Source organism: Myroides sp. C15-4, from assembly GCF_050522745.1.
Lineage (GTDB): Bacteria > Bacteroidota > Bacteroidia > Flavobacteriales > Flavobacteriaceae > Flavobacterium.
Window position 1 is genome coordinate 25973 of sequence record NZ_JBMVQX010000014.1, and the last position, 19250, is coordinate 45222.

A 19250-nucleotide genomic window follows, 5' to 3' on the forward strand; every position below is an offset into this window, starting at 1 on the left:
GGACTTCTACCTACACTTTTAACAGATCCGCTCACGCCTTTCACATCAATCCACCGAATATAAAAAGGTTACCTTACAATTTGACCATTTTTAATTTAACAACGCTAATTGATATTAACATTTTTTTAATATTTTTAACCTGTAAAAATAACCTGTAACTATGAAACACCTTTACCTCTTTTTACTTTTTATACTAACGGCTATTTTATCCCATGCTCAAATAAGAAAGCAAGTCTTTTTTATCGGGAATAGCTATACGTATACAGAGAATATTCCAAGACTCATTCAGCAGATGGCGCGATCAACAGGAGACTTTCTGGACTATGAAGAACATGTTCCCGGTGGCTCCTCTTTTCAAGATCACATCTACAATGATGCGGTTACCGCCAAGATCAATAGCAAAGCTTGGGATTATGTAGTCTTACAGGAACAGAGCTTGCGCCCTGCCTTAGGCGATAACTACAGTGTACCTTATGCACGAATATTAAATGACCGCATTAAAAACTCATCTCCTTGTGCCAAAACCTTGTTTTACATGACTTGGGGACGAGAAAATGGAGAAGCAAACTTGTGTAACCAAGGGATGACTCAGATGTGTACGTACGAAGTCATGGATGATAAAATCTATGATACATATATGTTAATGGCGTTAGATAACAGAGCGGAAGTCTCGCCAGTAGGACGCGTGTGGCGAAAAATTCGCGAACAATATCCAGCGTATAAATTGTATAGTGAAGATAAATCCCACCCATCCTTACTGGGGTCTATGGCTGCTGCTTATACCTTTTATACTGTGTTGTTTAAAAAAGATCCTACTTTAGTTCCTTACAATACAGGTATAACAGTGGAACAAGCTACAAATATCAAGCGCATTGTGAAAGAAGTTGTCTATGATGATTTTGAAAAATGGTATATTGGCGTACACTACAACAAATCGGGATTTGAGTATGAAATTATTGATGCTCCTACAGTTCAATTCACCAATACCACCCCTAATGTAGAACGAATTAGCTGGGATTTTGGTGATGGTATTACCTCAACAGAGTCCAATCCCCAACACCGTTATGAAGAATTAGGTCAATTCACAGTAACCTTAACGGTGACAAGCTGTAATGAAACCTATACGGTACAAGATATAGTGACCATCGAAACACTCAGTATAACCTCATTTGAAGATCTTGACTTTGCAGTATACCCTAATCCTACTAGCGAGTCACTCTTTGTTCAGCTTGATAGCGAGGCGTCTTTTATGATTTTTGATAGGGCTGGTAAACAACTCAATAGCTCCGTAACCCATCAAAATGGATCCTATCAACTGGATGTGCATCACTTGGCAAAAGGGATTTACATTCTTCAAATAAAAACAGCAAAAGGGCAAGAACAAGTTAGATTTATTGTAAAATAATTGACTTATTTAAGGAAAGAAAAGAAATCATTCAATTTTTTTACCTAGTTTTACAACTGTGTATAAATTAATTATTAATTCACCTTATACATTTTTTATACAGTTGTCTATTTATTACCCAACCATCAACTTTATAGAGTAAAAAAAAGGAAGCCTACGAGCTTCCTTTTTTTATGACCTAAAAACATATAAATCAATAGCAAACAACTGCTATTTCTTACTTCACCCAGGTATCTTTTCCGGCAATAAGCCCAGAGATTAGCAGTGTTGCAGCCATAATTAATAAAAAGACTAAGGAATAGATCCAATCTTTAGAAAAATCAAATAATGCTCCAAAAATCGGAGGACCACAAGCGGCAATTAAATAACCGAAAGACTGAGCCATTCCCGATAACTCTGCTGACTGTACGGTACTTCTCGTACGCAAAACGAATAGCAACATTGATAAACTAAATGCTAATCCACTAGCAAGACCAATCATCACGCACCAAACGACAATATACTGCGTTTGGAAAATAATAATTCCACTAATTCCCACCATAAACAGAACCCCTACGAGTAAAGCCAATAACTTTTGGTTGTTCATTTTACTTGCAATAATAGCACCGATAAAAGTCATGGGTAATTGAGCAAATTGTACATAGGATAAAATCCATCCCGAATCTTCGACAGACATGCCCCAGGTTTGCATTACTTTAGGCAACCAAGCAGCTAAACAGTAAAACAAGAGCGATTGTACTCCCATAAAAACGGTTACTGCCCAAGCTAACCCAGACTTATATAAGTTGACTGTTTGTTCTTCAATGGCGAAATCTCCCTTAACAGTATCTACTTGTTTTTTCTTTACTTGTGGAATCCAAACAAAGATTGTCACCAAAGAAAGCGCTAACCAAATACCAATAGATCCCTTCCATCCCATGCTCGTATATGAACCTAGACTAATACTAAAGCCAGCCGCTAATGCAGCCGTTAAATTCATAGCGACAGAATAAATTCCCATCATACTGCCCACCTTGTGTGGAAAGTTGTTCTTAATAAAAGCGGGCATTAATACATTACCCACTGTAATTGCTGTTCCCACTAGAGCGGCTCCTAAAAACAGGGAAACAATATTTCCCAATGGACGGATAAACAAGCCGATGCTCAATAAAACTAAGGAGATCAACAAGACCAATTCCATACCATACTTGCGAGAAAACTTGGGAACTAATCCCGATAACAGCGCAAAGGCCATCAACGGTATGGTGGTAACCAAACCTGCTGTTGTATTCGATAAAGCCAGTGATTTGCTAATTTCCCCAATTACTGGACCAACTGCAGTTAATGGAGCACGAAGGTTAGACGCAATAAAAATAACGCCTAAGAGCATGAGTATTTCTTTCGCTTTTGACACCTTTACCACTCCCTTATCATCTGAATGATTCATTTTTTATTTTTTGAGTTTGTTTTTAAAGCACAAAATTATAAGGAATTAAATGATTATATTCGCCATATATCAAAACTAAAACGACAAGCATGAATGGACCTGAATTAGTGGATCAAGTCAAAAAAAACGGTTTTGTTTGGCATGCGGAAAATTGGAAACACAACAATGAGTTTCACCATCATCACAAGGCTCAATTGGTCTTTGTTGATTCGGGTTATCAATACTTGCATACGACGGTCAATCAGTTTTTATTGCCCCAACATCACGCCGCTTGGATTCCATCCAACGTGCCACATAAAACAACAGCTGCTTCAGAATCTGTATCATTGCGTACCTTGTATTTCAATACGGATGGCATGCCTCCATTTTACGATGACCTCTACCTATTCTCAGTTCCCCCTGTACTACGTGAAATGATCATGTACACCGAAAAATGGTCGTTGAATATGGAGTATCGTCAAAGTGAACAAACCTTTTTACTGGCTATTTTAGAGGAATTACCTTCGTTTATTCAAGAATCTATTCCCTTGATTACTCCCGTTCCCAAATCGGCTAATTTAATTGCCGTAACCGCTTTTATTCACCAAGCCTATGGAGCGCCAATTTCTATTGACGATTTAGCTACCAAGGGATTTGTCAGCGTGCGAACCTTAGAACGACAATTTAAAAAAGAAACGGGCATTAGTCTTGCGAAGTACATTCAGATGGTGCGCATCATCAAATCACTGGAATTGCTCAGTGAGGGAGAATTAAACATAAGTGAGATTGCCTTTCGCGTGGGATATAGCAGCGCACAGTCCTACAGCAATGTATTTATGAAATTGTTGGGTAAACGCCCCAGTGCGTATTTTGAACCCCTTGTGAAATAGAGATAAAAAAAGCCAACGAAATCGTTGGCTTTTTATATGTACTAGTTTTCTACAGGTAAGAAATTATATTCTTTTGCGTAGAATAACATTTGTTCTTCAAATGTTTTAGGCTGTTTAATTACGTAATCTGTAACTTCCCCTTTGTCATTCGTTACAGGAACAATATAAGGGTTTACAAATCCTCTATAAGGAGCCGAATTAAATTTCGAATTGCGTTCCAATACTTCTTTGTGAATCGCTTGATCTACTTTTACTCCGTAGTTTTCTACCAATTGTTTTGCCGCTTTGTAATCACCTTCAGATTTGATACGTTGCGTTTCTTTTAGTAATTCTCCGAATAAAGCATGTAATTTTTCATAATCCGTAATGTTGAAATACGTTTTTCCATCGCGAACTACTTTTTCAATCACATTGTCTTTCTTTCCTTTTTCAAAAACCCATGCACTTACCCATTGGCGGTTTCTCATGTGAGCTTCTTCAATATCAGCCCCTGGTTCTAAGCGCACCAATTGCGTCATTAAACCATTTCGGATATAGCCATCATAAGCTGCCATACCAACTGCTTTCCAGTCTTCTACTAGTCCTATTTCTTGTAATTTAGGATTGTATAAGTAGAATAAACCAACTAAATCTGCACGTCCTTCTTCTAAAGTAGAAGCGTAACTTTTTAGGGTTTCTTTTGGTTGACCAATTCCAGGGTTAATTTGTCCTGAAGCATGTCCAATTACTTCGTGTAAAGCCGTATGTAATTTATCTGCTAACTCGCCGTATTTTTCTTCTAATTGCACTTCCTCCTCATCGTGAGCAAATTCTTTCAATTTACCAGATCCACCCGCGTGATTATACGAATCAATGATATTTCCTAACGAAATTGATTTCGACCCATGTTCTGCTCTAATCCAATCCGCATTAGGCAAATTCACTCCAATTGGCGTAGAAGGAGAAGAATCTCCAGATTCTGAAGCTACAATTACCGTTTTATACGTAACTCCTGTTACATTTTTCTTTTTGTGCTCTGGCATCAAAGGAGAATTATCTTCAAACCATTGTGCTTCTTTAGAAAGTACTTCCATCTTTTTAGACATATCAAAGTCTTTGATTTGTACCACACTTTCATAGGATCCTTTATGTCCTAATGGATCGTTGTATACTTCAATAAATCCATTGTTGTAATCAATATTTCCTTCTGTTGCTTCTACCCAAGCTACGTTGTAGTCATCCCATGTTTTTAGGTCTCCCGTTTGGTAGTATTTGATAAGTAGTTTTAAAGCATCCGCTTGTTTTTGGTTTTCAGCTACAGTTACTGCTTTTTCTAACCAGTAGATAATTTTGTCGATAGCTGGTCCATACATACCGCCACTTTTCCAAACTTTCTCTACTAATTTTCCATTTTCTTTTACCACTTTAGAGTTTAACCCTGTCGAAAGTGGACGCAAAGGATCTGGACTTTTCATGTTGTTGTAAAAAGCTTCTACTTCTGCTTCTGAGATTCCCTCCCCATAGAAGTTTACAGCTGATCCTTCTACTAAGCCTTTCGCTAGATCTAAATTTACTTTCTTATTATCCACATCATTGAACAAAATGTCCACAACACCAGCATCTAATGTTGTTTTCGTTTCAGCTAACAACGTTTCGAAATACGCTTTATCAAAAGCAGGTTTGATTTTATCATTGGAATAGTGGTGGTGAATTCCGTTGGAGAACCACACGCGTTTTACATACACTACGAAGTTTTTCCAGTCTTCGCTTTCTTTATCGCCAGCAAAATTCACATAGATACTTTCTAACGCTTGACGGATTTTTAAGTTGTGTTTGTAGTTTTGGTCCCAGATCATATCGCGTCCTGCGTATCCAGCTTGACTCAAATAGTACACCAATTCTTTTTCTTTTAGCGTCAAATCTTCCCATCCTGGAATTTGATAGCGCAATACTTCAATATCAGCAAATTGATCGACACTAAATTCGAAATTCTCTATTGCTTCCGCTGTTTTATCCGCTTCTTTTTCTTTGTTTTTACCGCATGATAATGCCATTGCCGAAGCCAATACAATACATGCCATTGTGTTTAATTTCATAAGTAATGCTTTATTCGTCTTTCAACAAATATATAAAATATGGGTATACACCGTATCTTTTCTATCCGTCAAAAAAAAAACTATTTCTATTTTTATCCTCCTATTTCTTTAAATAATCATCAGTAAAATGACTATCTGTACTTGGATTATTAAATTTTTCACGGTTGTAATCGTTGGATTTATTTCGGGGAATAGAAAGAGAATGCCAAGCTTCATTTTTAATGAGCTTACCAATATAGACGATTTGTCCGATGTGATAGGGATAATGGGCCAATTGGCGATATAATGCTTCTCCTACCGTATGGTCTTGATTTCGAATTTTAACTATCGCTTCAATGTTTTCAGCGGTAATTGAATCCAATACCTCAAAGAGAATGCTCCATCCTTTCTCCCAATTGGTAATTAACTCATGTCTATTGTAATCGCCTAGGGCAAATTCACTGTCGCGATCTCTCCACTGTTTTTCGCCATCTTCTGTAAAAAAATTGGTAAAGCGAGAGGCTAAATTGCCTGAAATGTGGCGCATCAACATAGCGATTGAATTACTTTCTTCATTGTATCGCCAATTCAACTCTTCTTGTGAAAGAAGGAGTATTGTTTTATCTGCTAGCATACGGTAGTATTCAAACTGCTTGCGAATGCCTTGTACTTCCTGTATTGTCATGGTTATTTTTTTGATTTCCTCTAATTTACTTCATTTTATAAAAAAATAAAACGTTCTGTAACAAAAAACAACTTGCATAGGTCATACGATTAGCACACAGTTGTTTATCCACTAAAATTAGTTGATTATTAAATGTTTTTTGATTAAATAAATATTTTTTTGGCATAGTAATTGTATTTCTATTAGAAACTTTTTTTCATACTACATTTGCCCTATACGCCCCCCAAAATTACGTATAGGGCTTTTTTTTGATTCTTCTTAATCTCATCTTGGTTTAGGTTTTCCTATTTTAGCTAAAAATCTTTTTTAAACTGATAATTCGCTACAAATGTTTTTTCTTTGCAAGGAATCAACTACAATCTTCCCATGATACTACAAATGGAACGAACCTATTTTAGAGCACTTACCGCTCAAGATGAAGCCGCTTTATTAGAAATTTATTCAGACAAAGATGCTATGCAATACAGAACGAGTCTGCCTTTTGAAACCCTTGAAGACGTTAAAGCTTTTCTCGATCAAGTAGAACGCGAACAAGCTTCAGGAAAGAAATTCCGTTGTGCCTTTGTACACGGTGAAACCCATGAACTAATGGGTACTGCTGTTTATACCTATCTCGATGCTGAATCAGTAGAAATTGGATTTTCCATCGGCAGAGCGTTTTGGAAAGGAGGCTATGGGACAGAGGGAACTTGGGGATTAATCGAATTGATTAAACAACGCGAACCGCAAATTAAACGCATTGTCGGTATCGCCAAGACAGCTAATGAAAAATCCGTTCGCATGATGGAACGCATGAATTTTACTTTTATTAAACAGAAAGCAGACAAGAGTTATTTTGAATATTGGGTTTAGTTGGTAATGCGTAAACGGTGAACTGAAACTGAACCGTTAACAAACTTGTCCAGTCCGATTTATTCCAATAAATTTGCGGCAATTGATTTCAGCTATGTCCTTATTTGCCCGTTCTGTACACCCGATATACAACCTTCAGTTTATGTTGGTTTGTTTGAGTTCTTTGTTATTTTCTGCTAGTTTCAACATGTTAATCCCCGAATTACCCGATTACTTATCGAGTTTGGGGGGAGCAGAATACAAAGGTTTAATCATTGGTTTATTTACCATTACAGCGGGAATTTCACGACCTTTTAGCGGTAAGTTAACCGATAAAATAGGGCGTGTTCCCATTATGGCCATTGGCTCTATTGTCTGTTTTATTTGCAGCTTGCTCTACCCTATTTTAACTACGGTTTCTGGTTTCTTATTCTTGCGACTCTTACATGGATTTTCTACGGGTTTTAAGCCCACGGCAACAGCGGCCTATGTGGCTGACATTGTTCCAAGAGAACGCTGGGGAGAAGCATTGGGACTACACGGGATTTGCTTTAGTACAGGAATGGCCATTGGTCCTGCCATTGGAAGTACTATTAAGATTTATACCTCGATTAACTTTTTATTCTATACCTCAGCTTTATTTGCTCTACTCTCGATCTTGATCTTGTTGAATATGAAGGAAACCCTAGAGAAAAAAGAAAAATTCTCTTTCTCTCTTTTTAAAATTTCACGCAAAGACTTGTTTGATTTTAATGTACTTCCCGCTGCGTTAGTTACGTTTTTATCCTATATCGCCTATGGGGTAATCTTAACGCTAATTCCCGATTGGACGGGGCATTTAGGTTTAGAGAATAAGGGCGTTTTCTTTATGATCTTTACTGTTTCCTCCTTGTTGGTTCGCTTCTTTGCAGGAAAAGTATCCGATCGTTATGGCCGTGTCTTGATTATTAATATCGGCTTGGTTATCCTATTTATTTCACTGATGATCATTGCCTTTTTCCAAACAATCAACGGCTTATACTTGGGGGCTTTTGTTTATGGTATATCCCTAGGAGTCTTGTCTCCTGCACTAAATGCATGGACCATCGACTTCAGTGCGCCAGATCAACGTGGAAAAGCCGTTTCAACCATGTATATTGCCCTCGAAGCGGGTATTGGGGGAGGTGCGTTTGCTGCAGGCTGGTACTACAAAGATCACATCGATCACATTCCAACAATTATGTATATCAGTTCGGCTATTATTATACTGAGCTTAGTCTATATGCTTACTAGGAAATTCAAGACAAACTAGCTGGCAAGTGTTCGTTCATTGCGCGGTTCCTTCGTTGTGCGGTTCGTTTTTCGCGCGGTTCGTTCGTCGCGCGGTTCGTTCGTCGCGCGGTTCGTTCGTCGTGCGGTTCGTTCGTCGTGCGGTTCGTTTTTCGCGCGGTTCGTTCGTCGCGCGGTTCGTTCGTCGTGCGGTTTGTGAAGAACATTCTTACAACGTACAAAAAACAAAGAACAAAGAACAAAAAAAAACTACACAAAATATTTCGCAGGTGTTCTTCCTGTGTGATTCTTAAAAAATTCGATAAAAGCGCTATCAGAAGAGAATTCCAATTGATCACTTATCTCTGAAATCACTGTGTTTTCTGCCAGAAGCTCGATCGCACGATATACGCGCCATTGCTGACGCCAAGCTTGGTAGGACATATGGGTTTCTCGTTTAAAAATGCGGGTGATTGTCTTTTCACTTGCCCCTACATATTGGGCGAGTTCATGCAAGAATGGAGGTACTTTTTTCTCCAACATAAAAGCAGCCATCCAAGATTGTAGGCGATAATCCGAGGGGATGTCCAACTGATAGGATTCTTTTTGGGCTTGGTGGAATTCATCCCAAAATACGGTCAAAATATTGTGTTGAGCTGGTGTATATTCTCCCTCCCATCCCCACTGGCAAATACGCTCAATAACCTCAGCGAGTAAAGGTGAGACCACGCGAACTTCTAATCCTAACGTTTCCACGTTTACTTTTCGAATATCCAAATAGATCGATCGGTAAGCCACCACATTGCGAAAGGTAACGCGGTGTTCCAATCCCGCAGGAATAAACATCAGCTTTTGAGGAGGTAAAATAACCTGTTGATGACGAGTAAGCAATGTCATACATCCACTAGGGGCATAGAGAATTTGAGCATGGGTTTCATGGCTGTGGAAGCCCGAATCGTGCTGTACCAAATCAGAGGCTAATCCAATCACTTCTTGCTCAATCGCTGACAAGTGTAGTTCTTGTTCTTTATTCAAATACGCCATTGTCCTACTTTTGATATTTTTTGTATTTATCCTGTTATAAAGATAACCTTAATTCGTTAGAATTTTGCATCAGAAATAATAAAGAGACATGAAAACAAAATTACAATTGGGCTTTATGGTGGTTTTAATGATGTTTCCGCAGTTTGTAGAAACGATTTACAGCCCAGCTTTACCGAGTATTACGCAACATTTTCAAGTCACCGAAACACAGGCGTTGCTCACTATTAGCACTTATTTTATTGCTTTTGCCTTTGGTGTGATTTGGTGGGGCATTCAGAGCGACTACATCGGAAGGCGAAAAGCAATGATTTGGGGCCTAAGTACCTATATGGTTGCCTCTTTAGTCGCGTTAGTTGCTCCGACTTTTGAAATTGTATTAGTTGCTCGAGTTATGGCTGCTTTTGGTATTGCTGTTGGTTCTGTAATTACCCAAACCATGATGCGTGATGTTTATACAGGAGCTGAACTAAGCAAAGTGTTCTCCATCATGGGAATTGCCTTGTCAATCAGCCCTGTACTAGGGTTGTTATTGGGTGGTTTAACCGTTTCGACTTTTGCGCATTTTGGCGTTTTTGCACTACTGGCCGCCTTGGCCTTGGTTTTGGTCATCAAAGCGTATTTTCAGCTACCTGAAACCAAGCAAACCCAAGATAAAATTACGCGAACTGCACTTTTTGCCCTAGCAAAAAAAATGTACACCGATCGCAGCATCTGGCGCTATGCACTTTTGGTTATGAGTTATAATGTACTGTTGTTTAGTTACTATTCGTTTGCGCCTTTTATCTTTGAATCCAATGGATATGACGCTTCTGTTTATGGTTATAGTGGTGTAATTTTAGCGCTAGGTTCTTTTGTGGGCAGTTACTTCAACAAAATAGGTCTGAGCAAAGGCATCTCAGGAAATACCCTAATCCGAGGGTCCGCAATTTTAGCACTAAGTAGCGCAGGAATTGCTTCAGTTTTAGTAGACTCGATGTGGTTTTTACTGCCTGTACTATTGATTGTTGCCTCCTTTGGAATGGCGATTCCCAACATCTTGAGTCAAGCACTCGTTCACTATAAAACAGCCATCGGTTCTGCAGGTGCTTTATTCGGATTGTTGTATTACTTGTTGATTGGTTTGGGGTTGTATTGCAGTAGTTTACTATCCAATTTTGGATGGGTATTGCTCTTGTTCGCTACTATTGCTCTCTTGTTAGCAATGGGATTGCCTCGCAAAAAAAGTAATTAGTCGCGTGTAGGTATCACCAAACGCGTTACAATGGGAAAGTGGTCTGAATTTCGAAAGTCACTATGCGTTTTAAAGGATTTTACCTCTATACTAGGATCAACAAAAACATAATCAATACGCATCGGGTAATAGGGAAAGTCGTAACTTTTTCCAAACCCGCTTCCTGCTTCGATAAAAGCATCTTTGAGATCCCCTTTAATGTTGCTATACACATACGAAAAGGCGCTATTATTCATGTCACCGCAAATCACTTTGCGGTGGGTGGCGTCTTTCATATGGGATTGAATCAACTCTGATTGCATTTGTTGTTCGGTAAAGGCATTAGAAATACGTCTAAAAATGCGTTTAGACTTCTCCTCGTCAATTTTCTCATGAATATCAGGGCTAATACTAATAGACTGTAAGTGGATGCTATACACGCGTATCGTATCCGAATCAATAACTAGATCGGCAAAAATCACATTGTTATTGGAGTTGGGTAAATTGATTTCTCCTTTATCAATAATGCGATACTTGGAGTAAATGGCTTGTCCCGTTTTAATTTTTTCTCCATGGGAAACAATGTATTTATAGGGAAACTGTTTAAAATCTAAGGCAGCACCTTTTGAGTATTCTTGTAAGCACAGAATATCAGGATCTTGTAAATCGACGAATTCTTTAATTTTCTGTGGAACAAATTCATCGGGAATCCATTTAAACAAATTAAATAGTCGAACATTATACGTCATCAATACAATATCACTTGGCTCCGTAGGCTCATTTTTACCTGTAATCTTATAGAATTTGGTAATAAAAGTAATACCCAAAACTAAGATTAAAGCCGATAGAATCATTTGCCTTTTCACTTGGATTGCCCAATAGACTAGAAACACAAAATTGGTCAAGATTAACGAAGGGAGAATCAAGGTAAAAACAGAGAGAAAAGGAAATAGTTTTGGCGCTAAGAAAGGCAATACATATCCCAATAATGTCCCTATAGCAACAAGGACATTCAAGATAAATACGGCTTTGTTAAACCAAGATAATTTTTTCATTTTTTACTTATTTCCTTGACGAAAAAGAAACTCTTTTTCCTCTTTGTTTAAGCTTTCATAGCCTGACTTACTGATCTTATCTAAAATAGCATCAATTTGCTTTTGGGTTGTTTCTTCTCTATTAACGCTTTTATCTACCTTTTTATTAACGTAAACCTGTTTAAATGTAGATTTATTTTTTGCTGTTCGCTTTTTGCGTTTCGCTAAATCAATGCCATTCTTCAATAATACGGTATATCCTACACCGACCAAAGCACCACCTAGATGGGCAATATGCCCTCCAACATTACTTGAAGACAATTGAAATAGATCGATGATAATAATAAAGGCGGCAATATACATCATTTTTATTCTCCCAATCAAGGCTAGGCGCACTTCCATTTGAGGGGCAAAACTAGCTAAGGCAATAAGAGGAGCCATCACAGCGGCAGAAGCCCCTACTAAACCATACCCCATGGAAAAGAAGAACGAACACACATAATATAATACGCTTCCACCCAAGGCTCCCATAAAATAAACAACCAAAAATTGTCTAGAGGAAAAGAAGGTAAAGAATAGATTACTTACAAAGAATAGCATAATCATATTCAGTAGTACATGCCAAATATTCGCATGTACAAAAGAATAAGAGATAAAGGTCCAAAAACGAGTCAAGGAAGCGGCTCCATCTGCTACAAAAGCGAGATAAGGGAATACGCTGTGGTAAACCGAAGACAAAACAGCAGAAAGTCCAAAAAGCAAGACAAAAACAAGTACATTACTGATAATAAGTAGTTGTACTTTATCCCCTGTTTTTAGCTTTCTCTTTACATCATCTAGTATATTCATTTTACAAATCCCAACGATTTTGTTTGAACTGATTCTTTTTCCAGTAGCGCACGAGTAAGAATCCCGTTAAAGCGCCTCCAACGTGTGCAAAGTGAGCAATTCCTGTTCCTCCACCAAAAATACTGAATCCACCTGTTAATCCGCCGATTAAGTCAATCGCTAAAATGCCAGGTACAAAGTACTTCGCTTTGATGGGTACTGGAATAAACATCATCATTAGTTCAGCATTGGGGAACATATAGGCAAAAGCCACTAAAAATCCATAAACTGCTCCAGAAGCTCCTACAACTGGCGCATTAAATCCACCAATCATCGCCCCTAAATCAGCCGATCCCAAAATAGATTCCCACTGGGTATTGTACATTCCATTGCGCAATAAGTCATAGATATCTGACTCGGTATAACCAGCTGCAACCAATTGACTAACACCTTGTGATACCGAATAGTAATTAACCCCCATATGCAATAAAGCGGCACCTAGTCCTGAAATCAGAAATAATAGATACAAGCGCTTGGTTCCAAAGATCATTTCTAAAGTAGTCCCAAAAGAAAACAACGCAAACATATTGAAAAAGATATGCATGATTCCTCCATGCATAAACATATAAGTCAGCGGTTGCCAAACCTGAAATTTAGGGTTGTCAAAATAATACATCGCTAAATAATCGTAGGTCGCAGGTACAAACTGGCTTCCTATAAAAAATAGAATGTTTATAATCAATAACTGTTTTACTCCTTCTGATAGTCTCATTACAGTATAAATTTTCGTTCAATATCTTCTACTTTCATCGTGATAAAAGTAGGCTTCATAAATGGAGATATGTTGGGCTCTTTACAACCAAATAAAGAGTTGACAATATCTTCTTGTTCTGTTTCGTTTAATATCGTTCCCGATTTGACGGCCAAACTTTGCGCTAAAGTTTTCGCTATGCGTTCAGTTTGAATATAATTGGTTTCGGGAATTCCCTCTTGAAAGCTCATAATCAAATCATCTAGGACAATTTGCGCTTCGCTTTCTGCCACATTTACAGGTAATCCTGATAAGATCACGTGATCGTCACCCATGTTTTCAAAATCAAATCCCATTTGCTTCAACGAGTTTCTAATTTCTTTTAGCAAAACCACTTCATAAGGTGCATAGTATAAAGTTAAGGGAAAAAGCAATTGCTGAGAAACGGCATTGGACTTGGTTATGTTACCAATAAATTTCTCGTACAAAATACGCTGATGCGCCCTACCTTGATTAATAATAACCATGCCAGATTTAATCGGACTGACAATATACTTTCGCTGAATTTGAAAGGTACGCGAAGCCAAGGTAGTCTCTGTGCTCTCATCAAACAAGCTTCCTGTCACTTCTTCTTGCTCAAAGGTAATTCCACTGACATCCAGCGAACTTCCCTTGCCTTTCAACCCCTCAAACACCTCTTGCCACGCTCCCACTTCAGTGGCGGATGACTTTTTAATTTCCGTTTTATTGGACTTACTCGAAAAAAATACGGCTTCATCCGCTTTTCTTCCCTCTTGTTTAAACGAAGAAAAATCAATTGCTGACTTGCTTGTCGTCAACTTGCTTTCAAAAACGTCCGTTTCTTCCTCTTCCGTTTGCGGCTCCTCTTGACGTAAGAATGAACTTTCTTCAAAAGGATTAAATCCTTGCTCAACAAAGTCCGAACGCCCACCACCTGACAAACTACTTGGCGTTTGCTCAAAAGGATTATAAACTTCTTCTGTTGGGTTTAGCCCTTCATTGCTAAAGGGATTGTAATGCGTATCGATTTCGATCAATGGAGTTTCCGCTTCCCTATCTTTAAATTCATAGGGTACATCTAGTCCTTCATCCCGGTGAAAATCCAATACAGGCGCAACATTAAACTGCCCTAGGCTGTGTTTAATCGCCGAACGCAAAATACTGTACAACGCTTGTTCATCATCAAATTTAATCTCCGTCTTTGTGGGATGTATATTGATATCGATGGAATTCGTTGGCACAGTTAAGTAAATAAAATAGGTAGGATGAGTGCCATCTTTTAATAATCCTTCATAGGCTGCTAAGACAGAATGGTGTAAATAACCACTGCGGATATAGCGATCATTGACAAAGAAGAATTGTTCCCCTCGGCTTTTTTTGGCAAATTCTGGTTTTCCAATAAACCCGCGAATCGTAACGATTTCCGTTATCTCTTCGATGGGTACTAATTTCTCATTGGTCTTTACGCCAAACACATTGACAATGCGTTGACGCAAATTTGAACTCGGTAAATTGAATACCTCACTCCCATTGTGAATCAGCGTAAAACTAATAGCAGGATGCACTAAAGTAATACGTTCAAATTCATCGACGATATTTCGAAATTCGACATTGTCGGACTTCAAGAAATTTCGACGTGCAGGAATATTAAAAAAGAGATTTTTTACAGAGAACACCGTCCCTGGAGGCGTTACAGTCACTTCTTGCGAAATCACTTTCGATCCTTCCATAATCAGGTGTGTACCCAATTCGCTATGGCGTAAACAGGTTTTTAGATCCACATGGGCAATAGCGGCAATAGACGCTAGTGCCTCCCCTCTAAATCCTTTGGTATGTAAGGCAAATAAATCTTCTGCTTTGGATATTTTAGATGTAGCATGGCGTTCAAAAGCCATTCTCGCATCTGTTTCATTCATTCCTTTGCCATTATCGATTACTTGAATCAAGGTTTTTCCAGCATCTTTCAGTACCAATTTAATCTCAGTTGCGTCTGCATCCACTGCATTTTCAATCAACTCCTTTACAACAGAAGCTGGGCGTTGAACCACTTCTCCTGCGGCAATCTGATTGGCTACGTGATCTGGTAATAATCGAATGATATTAGACATTTAAAAAATGAAGGTTTTTTTGATTAAAACTTTTAACTCTACTCCTACAAATTTAAAGAAATAAATAGGGGAATTGCTTCCTTAACTATTTTTTCACTTTTTGGATGAGCATAATAAAAAAAAGCCTGTTTTTACACAGGCTTTTCTTTGTTTTTTTATAAACGATTTAAAGCGATCATTTTCAGGGCAGTGACCGCAGCCTCTACGCCCTTATTCCCCATATCTCCGCCACTCCTAGCGAGCGACTGTTCGATTGTATTATCTGTAAGTACACAGAAAATAACGGGAATATCTGCTATTAAATTTAAGTCTTTAATTCCGTGTGTAACGCCTTCACAAACAAATTCAAAATGCATGGTTTCTCCTTTGATCACACAGCCGATCACAATCACTGCATCCAAGTCTTCGAAACGCTCAATCATTCGTTTCGCTCCGAAAACCAGTTCAAAGCTTCCCGGTACATCCCAACGGATCAACCCTTCTTCTTGTAACCCGCAATCTAAAAATGTTTTTTTCGCCCCTTCAAACAAGCCCTCTGTAATCGTATCATTCCAATTGGATACCACGATTCCGACTTTCATATCCGATGCGGAAGGTAATTTTGTTTTATCGTATGCCGATAAATTTTTATTCGCTGTTGCCATATTATTGAGCAAGACCGATTAAAGACTCTACCAACGTTGCTTCCATAGCTGTTGAGTAGTTGTTTTTAACCTCATTAAACAATTTCAAAGCTTCTGCTTTTTTACCATCTTCTAAAGCAGCAATTCCCGCTTTATATAAAAATCTTGGTGTACTGAAATCATTCTTGTTGTGTGCTGCTGCTTTTTTGTAGTAATCAAAAGCATCTGCATGTTGTCCTAGTTCAGAGAAAGCATCTCCGATAGCACCCAATGCTGAAGCACCAATGATCGCCTCAGCGCTCACCACTTTATATTGTTCTAATTGCTCAATTGCTTTTTTAAACTCCCCTTGGTTTAGGTAAGTTGTCCCTGCATAGTAGTGTGCTAAATTAGCCGATGCAGTTCCTTTGTAGTTTTCTATGATTCCCAAAAATCCCAATTTTCCTTCTCCACCGTTTAAGGCTAAATTCAATAGGTTTTGTTTTTCTGTTTCGTTAGTGAAAGCGTCATTGTAATACGATTGTGCCTGAAACATTTCATTTGCTGCTTCGTCATTTTTAGGCTCAACCACAAACTTATTATAACCAACATAACCAATAGTAACTAAAGCAATAGCTCCAACGATACCAAAAATTGCTTTTTGATTTCTCGCTACCCAACCTTCCATTCTATTTGCTCCTTGATCTAAGGAATTAAATACCTCTGCCGTAGTACTGTTAGCAGTATCAACTGAACTATACTGATCAAATTCGTTATCTACCGTTTCGTCTTCCGGTTTAGGAGCTTTATAACCTCTTTTATTATAAGTTGCCATGTATAAAAAGTTTAATGAAAGGCAAAAATATGATTTTTATTGTAATATAAAAGTGCTTACTATTAATATTTTTGATAATTTGCAACCAAATTAGACAATACTATCACTCACTCGTTAAAAACACCTATATTCCCGTGTATTTAAAAAAAATAGATCTTCTAAATTTTAAAAATATTGAAGATAAATCTTTTGAATTTAATGCTAAAATCAACTGTTTTATTGGATTAAATGGCGTTGGTAAGACGAATATTTTAGATTCAATCTACTATATTGCGTATGGCCGCAGCTATTTTAATCCCATTGCCGTGCAAAATATCAAACAGGGTGCTGATTTTTTTGTTATTGATGGAATGTTTGAAAAAAACGGACAGAGCGAACACATCTTATGTAGCTTGAAGAAAGGACAGAAAAAAATCCTCAAGCGCAACAATAAAAACTACGAACGCTTTTCGGATCACTTTGGCTTTATTCCCCTAGTAATTATTTCGCCTTCAGATAGCGATTTGATCATAGAAGGGAGTGAAACAAGACGAAAGTTTCTAGATAGTGTAATTTCTCAAATGAACAGCAACTATTTGCAATTGCTCATTCAACATCAAAAGTTGATTACCCAACGCAATGCGCTATTAAAGAGCTTTGTATCCAACAACTACTACGATCGCGATACGCTTGAGATTTACAACGAACAAATTGAAACCATTGCTCAACCGATTTACGAAATTCGACGCGATTTTCTTCGTGAATTTATTCCTATTTTCAACCAATATCACCAATTGATTACAGGAAATAAAGACGAAGTCAACCTCGTATACGAATCTCAATTGGAACATCATAGTATGCGAGAGCTATTTGATCAAAATATTCAAAAAGATCGCGCCTTACAGTATACTTCAGTCGGCATTCACAAAGATGATCTTGTTTTTTTACTCAAGGAAAGTCCAATTAAAAAATTCGGCTCACAAGGCCAACAAAAATCGTTTTTAATTGCACTAAAGCTAGCCCAATTTGAGTTTTTGAAGAAACAACATGGCATTGCGCCTATTTTGTTGTTTGACGACATTTTTGACAAATTAGATGAACTTCGCGTTCGTCAAATTTTAGAACTAGTGAATTTGGATACTTTTGGACAAATGTTCATTACTGATACACACTTGGATCGAACGGAATCCCTTTTAAATTCGATCAACCAAGACTTTAAAATCTTTACAGTAGAATAAAACAAACGGATTACAATTACAATACGCTATGATTCAAGAAAATATTTCGCTAAAACCCTATAATACTTTTGGCATTGACGTACAGGCAAACCGCTTTGCACAAGCTAATTCCATGGAGGAACTCATCCAACTGATTCAAACAACGCCTGATCAAACGTACTTTATTTTAAGTGGTGGGAGTAATATGCTATTGACGCAAGACATTGAAAACCTAGTAATTAAACTCAATCTTAAGGGGATTGAAATTGTAGCGGAAAATGATGACTATGTTGTTGTAGAGGCTAGTGCAAGTGAGGTATGGCATGATTTTGTTCAATGGACTTTAGCTCGAGATTTTGGTGGCTTAGAAAATTTATCGCTAATTCCAGGTCATGTGGGGACAACGCCTATTCAGAACATTGGCGCTTATGGCGTTGAAATTAAAGACACGATGGTGCGTTGTAAAGCACTGAATATAAAAACCCTAGAAATAGAAGAATTCACCAATGCTGCTTGTCAATTTGACTACAGAGAAAGCATCTTCAAAAAAGAGGCAAAAGACCAATACATCATCCTTTCAGCTACGTATAAGCTTACCAAAAGGAACCACGTTTTACACACCAATTATGGAGCTATTACTAAGGAATTGGAAACAATGGGTGTAACAACACCGACCATTCAAGACATCAGTCATGCAGTTATTGCTATACGCAGCAGTAAATTGCCTAATCCTACCGAACTTGGCAATAGTGGCAGCTTTTTTAAAAATCCTGTTGTTAGCAACGAATTATTTGAACGCTTACAAGCTAAATACCCAACGCTACCCTTTTATCCCGTAAATGACGCCTATACCAAAATTCCCGCTGGCTGGTTAATTGAGACCATCGGATACAAAGGTTATCGAATTGGCGACGCTGGTGTACACGACAAGCAAGCCCTTGTACTTGTTAACTATGGCAAAGCCCAAGGTATTGAACTAAAAAAACTATCCGAAACCATTCAGAATGAAGTTTTTAACATTTTTAATATTCACTTAGAAGCAGAAGTGAATATCTTTTAGATGTATTGCACAAAAAATCGATTATTGATACCTTTGCTCCTCG

Annotated in this window: 17 protein-coding genes; 7 read left to right on the plus strand and 10 right to left on the minus strand. The window is 38.0% G+C overall.

Annotation, left to right across the window (positions count from 1 at the left end; genetic code table 11):
* Positions 1–160 precede the first annotated feature (160 nt).
* Positions 161–1405, plus strand: a complete 1245-nt coding sequence (locus ACPDHL_RS08180; protein WP_430532286.1) for a T9SS type A sorting domain-containing protein — start codon at positions 161–163, stop codon at positions 1403–1405.
* A gap of 217 nt (positions 1406–1622) precedes the next feature.
* Here ACPDHL_RS08180 and ACPDHL_RS08185 read toward each other — a convergent pair whose 3' ends face one another.
* Entirely contained in the window at positions 1623–2831 is a 1209-nt protein-coding gene (locus tag ACPDHL_RS08185; protein ID WP_430532287.1) for a CynX/NimT family MFS transporter, read from the minus strand.
* A gap of 89 nt (positions 2832–2920) precedes the next feature.
* On the opposite strand from ACPDHL_RS08185, the gene ACPDHL_RS08190 reads away from it, so the two are divergent.
* Positions 2921–3700: a helix-turn-helix domain-containing protein gene (locus ACPDHL_RS08190; protein WP_430532288.1), complete on the plus strand. Its 780-nt coding sequence runs from the start codon at positions 2921–2923 to the stop codon at positions 3698–3700.
* A 41-nt stretch (positions 3701–3741) separates the two neighbouring features.
* Here ACPDHL_RS08190 and ACPDHL_RS08195 read toward each other — a convergent pair whose 3' ends face one another.
* Both ACPDHL_RS08195 and ACPDHL_RS08200 read right to left on the minus strand, forming a co-directional pair.
* On the minus strand, positions 3742–5775 hold the full coding sequence (locus ACPDHL_RS08195) for a dipeptidyl-peptidase 3 family protein (RefSeq protein ID WP_430532289.1): 2034 nt from the start codon (positions 5773–5775) through the stop codon (positions 3742–3744).
* Positions 5776–5875: 100 nt separating this feature from the next.
* Positions 5876–6439, minus strand: coding sequence for a DUF1572 family protein (locus ACPDHL_RS08200; protein ID WP_430532290.1), 564 nt, complete (start codon positions 6437–6439; stop codon positions 5876–5878).
* A 366-nt stretch (positions 6440–6805) separates the two neighbouring features.
* Here ACPDHL_RS08200 and ACPDHL_RS08205 point away from each other — a divergent pair, with 366 nt between their 5' ends.
* Entirely contained in the window at positions 6806–7291 is a 486-nt protein-coding gene (locus ACPDHL_RS08205) for a GNAT family N-acetyltransferase (RefSeq protein WP_430532291.1), read from the plus strand.
* Positions 7292–7385: 94 nt separating this feature from the next.
* A complete protein-coding gene (locus tag ACPDHL_RS08210) occupies positions 7386–8561 on the plus strand; it encodes an MFS transporter (RefSeq protein WP_430532292.1) in 1176 nt (391 codons plus the stop codon).
* A 227-nt stretch (positions 8562–8788) separates the two neighbouring features.
* On the opposite strand, the gene ACPDHL_RS08215 is transcribed toward ACPDHL_RS08210, so the two are convergent.
* Entirely contained in the window at positions 8789–9562 is a 774-nt protein-coding gene (locus ACPDHL_RS08215; RefSeq protein ID WP_430532293.1) for an AraC family transcriptional regulator, read from the minus strand.
* An 88-nt stretch (positions 9563–9650) separates the two neighbouring features.
* On the opposite strand from ACPDHL_RS08215, the gene ACPDHL_RS08220 reads away from it, so the two are divergent.
* Complete coding sequence (locus ACPDHL_RS08220; protein WP_430532294.1) at positions 9651–10793, plus strand: MFS transporter; 1143 nt, start codon at positions 9651–9653, stop codon at positions 10791–10793.
* Here ACPDHL_RS08220 and ACPDHL_RS08225 read toward each other — a convergent pair.
* The 6 genes from ACPDHL_RS08225 to ACPDHL_RS08250 form a co-directional block, all read right to left on the minus strand.
* The gene (locus ACPDHL_RS08225) at positions 10790–11827 is read right to left on the minus strand and encodes an endonuclease/exonuclease/phosphatase family protein (RefSeq protein WP_430532295.1); all 1038 of its coding nucleotides are present in this window, start codon (positions 11825–11827) and stop codon (positions 10790–10792) included. The two genes, ACPDHL_RS08220 and ACPDHL_RS08225, sit on opposite strands and share 4 nt — an antisense overlap.
* Positions 11828–11830: 3 nt before the next feature.
* Entirely contained in the window at positions 11831–12655 is an 825-nt protein-coding gene (locus ACPDHL_RS08230) for a rhomboid family intramembrane serine protease (protein ID WP_430532296.1), read from the minus strand.
* Between the two features lies 1 nt (position 12656).
* Complete coding sequence (locus ACPDHL_RS08235) at positions 12657–13406, minus strand: rhomboid family intramembrane serine protease (protein WP_430532297.1); 750 nt, start codon at positions 13404–13406, stop codon at positions 12657–12659.
* Positions 13406–15514 carry a DNA mismatch repair endonuclease MutL gene (gene mutL, locus ACPDHL_RS08240; protein ID WP_430532298.1) on the minus strand — a complete coding sequence of 703 codons (2109 nt, stop codon included), beginning with the start codon at positions 15512–15514 and terminating at the stop codon, positions 13406–13408. Before mutL ends, ACPDHL_RS08235 begins: the two co-directional genes overlap by 1 nt.
* A gap of 155 nt (positions 15515–15669) precedes the next feature.
* Positions 15670–16158 carry a 6,7-dimethyl-8-ribityllumazine synthase gene (ribH, locus tag ACPDHL_RS08245; protein WP_430532299.1) on the minus strand — a complete coding sequence of 163 codons (489 nt, stop codon included), beginning with the start codon at positions 16156–16158 and terminating at the stop codon, positions 15670–15672.
* A 1-nt stretch (position 16159) separates the two neighbouring features.
* The gene (locus tag ACPDHL_RS08250) at positions 16160–16951 is read right to left on the minus strand and encodes a tetratricopeptide repeat protein (protein WP_430532300.1); all 792 of its coding nucleotides are present in this window, start codon (positions 16949–16951) and stop codon (positions 16160–16162) included.
* A 134-nt stretch (positions 16952–17085) separates the two neighbouring features.
* On the opposite strand from ACPDHL_RS08250, the gene recF reads away from it, so the two are divergent.
* A complete protein-coding gene (recF, locus tag ACPDHL_RS08255) occupies positions 17086–18168 on the plus strand; it encodes a DNA replication/repair protein RecF (protein ID WP_430532301.1) in 1083 nt (360 codons plus the stop codon).
* Between the two features lie 28 nt (positions 18169–18196).
* Positions 18197–19207, plus strand: a complete 1011-nt coding sequence (murB, locus tag ACPDHL_RS08260; RefSeq protein ID WP_430532302.1) for a UDP-N-acetylmuramate dehydrogenase — start codon at positions 18197–18199, stop codon at positions 19205–19207.
* The last annotated feature ends 43 nt before the right edge of the window (positions 19208–19250 follow it).